General features: G+C 70.1%; 7 protein-coding genes and 1 pseudogene. 5 read left to right on the top strand and 3 right to left on the bottom strand.

The annotated features are described in order from the left end of the window. The coding region (locus VFF97_RS16170; protein ID WP_325034533.1) for a molybdopterin-dependent oxidoreductase at positions 1-532 on the bottom strand (532 nt) is incomplete at its 3' end. A 186-nt stretch (positions 533-718) separates the two neighbouring features. Between VFF97_RS16170 and VFF97_RS16165 the strand changes: the two genes are divergently transcribed. Further along, on the top strand, positions 719-1,276 hold the full coding sequence (locus VFF97_RS16165) for an HdeD family acid-resistance protein (protein WP_325034532.1): 558 nt from the start codon (positions 719-721) through the stop codon (positions 1,274-1,276). A gap of 59 nt (positions 1,277-1,335) precedes the next feature. Here VFF97_RS16165 and VFF97_RS16160 read toward each other — a convergent pair whose 3' ends face one another. Continuing rightward, positions 1,336-3,330, bottom strand: a complete 1,995-nt coding sequence (locus VFF97_RS16160; protein ID WP_325034531.1) for a S9 family peptidase — start codon at positions 3,328-3,330, stop codon at positions 1,336-1,338. A gap of 1 nt (position 3,331) precedes the next feature. Continuing rightward, complete coding sequence (locus VFF97_RS16155; protein WP_325034530.1) at positions 3,332-4,096, bottom strand: SDR family oxidoreductase; 765 nt, start codon at positions 4,094-4,096, stop codon at positions 3,332-3,334. An 83-nt stretch (positions 4,097-4,179) separates the two neighbouring features. Between VFF97_RS16155 and VFF97_RS16150 the strand changes: the two genes are divergently transcribed. From VFF97_RS16150 to VFF97_RS16135, 4 genes and pseudogenes are all read left to right on the top strand, one after another. Then, a complete protein-coding gene (locus tag VFF97_RS16150) occupies positions 4,180-4,734 on the top strand; it encodes an NfeD family protein (RefSeq protein WP_325034529.1) in 555 nt (184 codons plus the stop codon). Then, positions 4,731-5,960: an SPFH domain-containing protein gene (locus VFF97_RS16145; RefSeq protein WP_325034528.1), complete on the top strand. Its 1,230-nt coding sequence runs from the start codon at positions 4,731-4,733 to the stop codon at positions 5,958-5,960. The genes VFF97_RS16150 and VFF97_RS16145 overlap by 4 nt, the downstream gene beginning before the upstream one ends. Beyond that, positions 5,947-6,750: a glycerophosphodiester phosphodiesterase family protein gene (locus VFF97_RS16140; RefSeq protein WP_325034527.1), complete on the top strand. Its 804-nt coding sequence runs from the start codon at positions 5,947-5,949 to the stop codon at positions 6,748-6,750. The genes VFF97_RS16145 and VFF97_RS16140 overlap by 14 nt, the downstream gene beginning before the upstream one ends. 136 nt (positions 6,751-6,886) lie before the next feature. Beyond that, positions 6,887-6,957, top strand: a pseudogene (locus VFF97_RS16135) (RNA polymerase-binding protein RbpA); the annotation flags it as partial.

The following is a 6,957-nucleotide window of genomic DNA, read 5'->3' as shown; positions in this document are numbered from 1 at the left end:
ACCCGGGGGCGTCCTCATCCATGAGCGTGAGGCCCCGCACCCACTTGGCGCTCTTCCAGAAGTACAGGTGCGGCACGATGAGCCGTGCGGGGCCGCCGTGCTCGGGATCGAGCGGCTCGCCCTCGAACTCGAACACGACCCACGACTTGCCGTCGAGGAGGTCTTCCATCGGCACGTTCGTCGTGTAACCGCCATACGAATGGGCCATCGCGTACCCGGCATCCGTCTCGACGCCTTCGAAGAGCGTGTCGATCGATACACCGCGCCAGTGGGTGCCGAGCTTCGACCAACGCGTCACGCAGTGGATGTCGGTCGTGATCTCTTCGATCGGGAGCGCCATGAACTCGTCCCATGTCCACGACGTCGCGTCGCCGTTCTCGTTCCGTATCGTGAAGCGCCACTCGCCCGGCTCCACGCGCGGCGTCGGGCCCGCCGACAGCACCGGGAAGTCCTCGGTCAGATACTGTCCGGGCGGCAGCCGCTCATCGCTCTCACGCCGTCGCGCGCCGAATCCTCGAGAGAACACCGCCATGCGCACCTCCGTGCTCGAGTGCCTGCAGGCACACGGTACTGCCCCCGGGAACGTGCGCGCGAGGGGTGATTGCGAAACATTGCGGATGCCGCGACACACGCGACATCGCTTGCCCGCTCCCCCGGCCGCGGGTCTAGTCTGATCGGGTCAACCTTCTCAGGGAATTCCCAGAAAAGAGGTCGTTGTATGTCCACCGCATCCGCAGCCGACAGGACGGCAGTCAACGGCATCCGCACCGCTCTCGGCGTCGGCGGCGTGCTCGCCGTCATCGTCGGCATCCTCATCCTCGTGTGGCCGGCGAAGACGGCGATGGTCGTGACCGCGATCATCGCGATCTACGCGATCGCGGCGGGGCTCGTGTACGCGGGCCTCGGCATCTTCTCGAAGCACAAGGGCGGCTGGGCGCGCATCGGGCACATCCTGCTCGGAGTGCTGTTCATCATCGCGGGCATCGTGGCGCTGTTCAACCTCGGTGCGACGACGGCGTGGCTCGCGGTCTTCCTCGGGATCCTCGTCGGAATCATGTGGATCGTCGAGGGCATCGTGGCGCTGTCGACGCTCGGCGACGCAGCCTCGAAGGCCTGGACGATCTTCTTCGCGATCCTCAGCATCATCGCCGGCATCATCCTGCTGTTCTCGCCGGCGTGGGGCGCCGCGGTGCTGTGGCTGATCCTGGGCATCGCGCTGATCGTGCTCGGCCTGCTCAACATCGTCCGCGCGTTCCGCTTCGGCAAGAACGCCTGACACCCGCACGACGAGAGCCCCCGGAACCGCGTGTTCCGGGGGCTCTTCGCGTAGAGACGTCAGGCGCCTGTCTCGATGGGGAGCTTGCGCTCCCACCAGTCGAGGATCGCCTCGAAGCGCTCGACCCGGTGCCGGGGCTGGCCCGACCGCGAGAGCTCGTGGTTCTCGCCCGGGAAAACGAGCAGCTCGGCGTCGACTCCATTCCGCACGAGGGCGCTGTAGTACCGCGTCGCCTGCTCGAGCGGGCAGCGGAAGTCGAGCTCGGAGTGCATGACGAGCGTCGGCGTGCGCACCTGGTCGACGACGGCCATCGGGCTCTGACGCGCGATCGCCTCCGGGTCGGTGCCGACGTACTCGTCGCCGAAGAACGAGCCGATGTCGCTCGTGCCCTGGAACGACGTCGGGTCGAGGAACCCGCGCTCGACGATCGCCCCGGCGAACCGGTGGTCGTGCGCGATGACCCATGCCGTGAGGTAACCGCCGTACGACCCGCCCATCACGCCCACGCGGCTGCCGTCGAGGGTGGAGTCCGCTGAGATCGCGCCGTCGAGGAAGTCGATGACGTCGGTGAAGTCGACGGTTCCCATGGCCTGACGGATGCTGCGTCCGTGCTCTCGCCCGTACCCGGCCGAGCCGCGCGGGTTGCAGTACACGACCGCGTACCCGGCGTCGACGAGCACCTGCGTCTCGTCGAAGAGGTGCACGCCGTACGACGCGTAGGGACCACCGTGGATCTGCAGGATGACGGGGAACGGTCCTTCGCCCTCGGGCCTGGCGACCCACCCGTGGACGGGGTAGCCGCCGCGCGGATCCACCGTGAGCTCGGTGGGGGCGACGATCCCCGCCGCGGCCGCCCGCGCGCCGAAGGCCGTCAGCGCGCGGGGCGCTGCTCCGCCGCCGCTGAGGAAGAGCTCCCCGTACGACTCCGGCGTCGCGGCGGCGGCCACGATGCGATCGCCTGCGGCGTCATGGCCGCCCACCTCGACGTCACCGCCGAGCACCTCGGTCACGGCACCGTCGCGGGTGACGCGGAGCAACCGCACACGACCGCGTGTGCGGTCCTGCACGAGGAAGTCGTCGCCGAGCGGGGTGATGTGGCTGCCGACCTCGCCGAGGTCGACGGTCTCCGCATCCGTCACGCGTCGCGGGCCGTCGGCCTCGAGCACCCACAGCGACGTGATCGGCGCCACGAAGTCCACGCCGTCGGGCCCGACGTCGTCGCCGAGGAACGCGATCGTGCCGTCGTCTGCGACCACGACGCCGCCGATGCCGAGGTTGGCGTCGCGGCCGACGAGCTCGCGCTCACCCGAGCCGTCGATGCGCACCGCGATGAGCGGCGAGCGGAGGTCGCGACGCACGCGCTCGATCTCGTCGACGGTCGTGAGGATCTCGTCGCCCGAGAACGCGATGCCCGAGTGCGAGCGCCGGCCGTCCGTGAGCTGCGTCGCCTCGGCCGCGACGATCCTCTTCTTCGGCGGTTCCTCGCCCTCGGGGACCACCGCGGGAGCGGGCTCGTAGAAGGGCTCGGAGTCCGTCTGCGGCGCCGCGACGACGAAGACGTGTGCGGGGCGGTCGGCGATGTAGCCGAGGCCGTTCGCGTGCCACCGGACTCCCGTGATGCGGCGCGGGGCCTCGGCGTTGGCGTCGAGGCCCTCCACGCTGCCGTAGCGGCCCTTCTCGGGCACGCGAGCTGTGAAAGCGAGCAAGCTGCCGTCGGGCGACCAGTCGAAGTCGCCGACGCCCAGCGGGGCATCCGTGGCCTGCACCGGCTCACCGCCGGTCGCGTCGACGACGAACAGCTGCGGCTTGCCTTTGGCATCGAGCCTCGTGAACGCGATGCGCGTGCCGTCGGGTGACAGCCGAGGCGATCCGTCGGCCTTGCCTCGCGTCAGGCGGCGGGGTGTTCCGTCCGGCAGGTCGACGCGCCACAGCTGGCCGACGTTGCTGTTGGCGGCGATGTCGGGGCGCGACGTGGCGAACACCGCGAACGATGCGTCCGGGGCGATCGTGGGCCGCCCGACCGAGATGAGGGCATCGATGTCTTCGGCGCGCATATCACTCCCCCGCGAACGAGCTGATGTCGCCCACGAGGCGCGTGTTGTCGTCGGGGATCGGGTCGACCGCGGCCTGAGCGACCTCGGCGGCGAACTCCGACACGTTGTAGAGGCGTCCGGCCGATTCGCGGCGCGAGGCGATCGCACCGGGGTTCGCCCGCTCGAGCAGGGTCGCGGTGATCGTGCCCTCGATCATGTCGCCCGAGACGACGACGAATCCGATGCCGCGCTCCGCGAGCTCGGGGATGCGCTCGCGCAGGGCGTCCTCGCCCGCACGCTTGGACAGCGCCACCGGCTCGTACTCCGGCATCGTCGGCGTCGTGCGGATGAAGTGCGCCTGGCGACTCGTGACGAACACCACGCGCGATCCGTCGCGCAGGAGCGGCAGTGCCGCGTCGAGCACACGGAGCTGCGCGTCGCGGTTGAGCCGCAGCGCGTAGTCCTCGCCCATGCCCGACTCCATGCCGCCGGACGCATTGAGCACGAGGATGTCGAGCCCGCCGAACGCGCGCTCGACCTCGGCGAACATCGCCGCGACGGAGTCCTCGTCGGTGAGGTCGGCGCCGACGACGAGCACCTGCACGCCGAGCTCGCGGAGCTCGTTCGCGAGCTTCTCGGCGCGCGGCGCCTTGTTCCGGTAGTTGATGACGACGTCTGCGCCGGCCTGCGCGAGATAGCGCGCGGTGTCGGCGCCGATGCCGCGCGAGGACCCGGTGACCAGAGCGGTCTTGCCGCGCAGCGAGTCGGGGGCCAGAGGCTGTGACATGGGGCACTCCTGGGGAATCGGATGCCGCGGCACACGGCGCCGGGCGGTCTCGACCCTATCAAGCGGCGTTCCGCTCACCGCCGGTGTTAGTGTTCAAGCAGGCCGACCGGACGGGAGGGGCGATGCTGCCGGATCTCACGCAGTACACGTGGATCGCATGGCTCGTCCTGGCGCTGTTGTTCATCATCATCGAGCTGCTCACGCTCGAGTTCACGTTCCTCATGCTCGCGGCCGGTGCGCTCATCGGAGGCCTCGGCGTCTGGCTGGTCGGCGGCCCTTGGTGGCTGCAGATCGCGGTTGCAGCGACGCTCTCCGTCCTCCTGCTCTTCACGATCCGGCCGCTCCTGCTGCGCACGCTGCGTCGCAGCTCCGAGCTCGTCAAGACGAACGTCGACGCGCTGCCCGGCCTCGGCGCGCGAGTGACCGTCCGCTTCGTCGACGGCAACGGGTCGGTGCGCCTCGACAACGGCGAGACGTGGACCGCGCTGCTCGCACCCGGCCACGAGTCCGCATCGCTCGATGTCGGTGACCGTGTCGTGGTCGCGGCCGTCCGCGGAGCAGTCGTCGAGGTCACGCCGGTCGCCGCGTCGTCTTCCCCGCCCTCTCCCCCCGCACCCGACGAAGGGCTCCCCACATGAACACCGTCGATCCCGGCGCCTTCATCGGCCAGATCTTCATCATCGTCCTGCTGATCGTCCTGGCGATCTTCGTGGTCGTCGTGATCTTCCGGTCCATCCGGATCATCCCCCAGGCGTACGCGGGTATCGTCGAGCGTCTGGGCCGCTACCAGCGCACGCTGCAGCCCGGCCTGAACCTCCTCGTGCCGTTCATCGACCGGCTCCGCCCGCTCGTCGACATGCGCGAGCAGGTCGTCTCCTTCCCTCCGCAGCCGGTCATCACCGAAGACAACCTGGTCGTGTCGATCGACACCGTCGTGTACTTCCAGGTCACGGACGCGCGCGCCGCGACGTACGAGATCGCGAACTACCTGAGCGCTGTCGAGCAGCTCACGACCACCACACTCCGTAACGTCGTCGGCGGCCTGAACCTCGAAGAGGCGCTCACAAGCCGCGACGAGATCAACGGCCAGCTGCGCGTCGTGCTCGACGAGGCGACCGGCAAGTGGGGCCTGCGCGTATCCCGCGTCGAGCTCAAGGCGATCGACCCGCCCCTGTCGATCCAGGACTCGATGGAGAAGCAGATGCGCGCGGAGCGCGACCGTCGCGCCGCTATCCTCACCGCCGAGGGCACGAAGCAGTCGGCGATCCTCGAAGCCGAGGGTATGCGTCAGGCCGAGATCCTCCGCGCCGAGGGCGACAAGCAGGCCGCGGTGCTGCGCGCCCAAGGCGAGGCGGAGGCCATCGAGACGGTGTTCAACGCGATCCACGTCGGCGACCCCGACGACAAGCTCCTCGCGTACCAGTACCTGCAGACGCTGCCGAAGATCGCCGAGAGCCCGTCGAGCAAGCTCTGGATCATCCCGAGCGAGTTCACCGAGGCGCTCAACGGAATCGGACAGGCGTTCGCCGGCCGGGCCACGGGCGGCGGTGGCGGTGCCGCCGACTCCTCCACGCCCCGACGCTCGTCCTTCACCGCGGCGCACTCGACGGCGGAAGAGGCGGTCGCCGCCGCGCACGAAGCCGCCTCGGAGGCGGACGAGATCGCGAGCGAGGCGCGCGCCGACGTGAGCGGCAGGCTCGCCGGCGAGCGCCATGCCGCCCCGTCCGCGTCGGCCACCCCGCCTCTGCCGGAGATGGACATCCCGCCCGTCCCGCCGCTTCCTCCCGTCCCGCCCGCTCCGCCGACGAGTGACGCCGGGGGCGACACCGACGAGACGAACCGCGAGGCGGATGCCGGCGCCTGAGCGGCCGGACCCCGGGGCGCGGCATCCGTGGTTCACCGCCACCGACGCGCCGCGAGTGCTCGCCCACCGGGGTCTCGTCGTGCCCTCCGACGCGCGTGACGGCGTCGTCGAGAACTCCTTCGCGGCCGTCGCCGCCGCGCACGCAGCCGGGGTGACCTATGTCGAGTCGGACTGCCACCTCACCGCCGACGGAACCGTCGTGCTGTTCCACGACGAGAGCCTCGTCCGCGTCACGGGCGATCCGCGCACCGTGGCCCAGGTGACGACGCGCGAGCTCGAGGGACTCATGGAGTCGCGCGGCGGCCTGATCACGCTTGAGCAGGCGCTCGAGGCGTTTCCGACCCTGCGGTTCAACCTCGATGTGAAGGCAGCGGATGCCGCGACCCCCGTCGGTCGCCTCGTGGCGAAGCACGGCGACCGCGTGCTCGTCACGAGCTTCTCGGACGCGCGTCGACGCGAGGCGCTGCGCACGGCGGAGGCGGGCGGCGGCATCCGTCCCGCGACCTCCCCCGGCACCGAGACCGTCGCGCGCCTCCTGTCGGCCCTCGCGGTGCGTTCGGAGCGGCTCGTGAGACGCGCCCTCGCGGGCGTCGACGCGCTTCAGGTGCCCGAGCGTCGAGGTGCTCTGCGAGTCGTCACTCCGCGGCTCGTGGCGGCCGCCCACCGGCACGGGGTCGAGGTCCACGTGTGGACCGTCAACGATCCCTCCGACATGCGCAGACTCGTCGGAATGGGGGTCGACGGGATCGTCACGGACCGCGCCGACATCGCCCTCGACGCGTTGGCGTGAACCGGCCGATTCCCCGGCTGTGCATCGACTGTGAAAGGCCCGCTCGCGGGCTGTGAAAGCCCCCGTTCAGGCCGCCGTTCGGAGTATCCGCACAGGTCGCTTCGTTATACCTCTATAGCGACGAGAGGACCACACAATGGCAGACCGCAGCCTGCGCGGCATCCGGATCGGCGCCCAGAGCTTACAGAGCGAAGAGGGCGTCGTCTT

The organism is Microbacterium sp. (assembly GCF_035687345.1).
Lineage (GTDB): Bacteria > Actinomycetota > Actinomycetes > Actinomycetales > Microbacteriaceae > Microbacterium.
Note: the sequence above shows the minus strand (reverse complement) of the source record. Positions and strands in the feature narration are given on the sequence as shown.